Annotated in this window: 1 protein-coding gene; it reads right to left on the reverse strand. The window is 55.1% G+C overall.

Features of this window, described 5'->3' with window-relative positions:
* The coding region (locus AAEY83_RS16925) for a hypothetical protein (RefSeq protein ID WP_351060966.1) at positions 1-254 on the reverse strand (254 nt) is incomplete at both ends.

Consider the following 254-nt stretch of genomic DNA (forward strand, 5'->3'; position numbering starts at 1 on the left):
GATAGCTTGCGGCCTGAGCCGCAGCCAGTTGCTGCTGCTGCTCCTGAAGTTGTTTTTGCAACTCCTTCATCCGCTTGAGCAGTGTCTTGACGGTAATGCTGAGATTACTGTCGGCCTCGGTTTCACTGTTTTCCTGCACAGGACCACCACCGGTTCTGACCTGATTCTTCTCAGTCTTCTCGGTACCCAGCGCCTGCGCCGATGCCTCATTGGTCGCGTCATTCAGGGTGTTGATCGTGGCTGCTGTTTTACCG

The sequence above is a fragment of the Psychrobacter sp. TB20-MNA-CIBAN-0197 genome (genome assembly GCF_040309765.1).
GTDB classification, from domain to species: domain Bacteria; phylum Pseudomonadota; class Gammaproteobacteria; order Pseudomonadales; family Moraxellaceae; genus Psychrobacter; species Psychrobacter submarinus.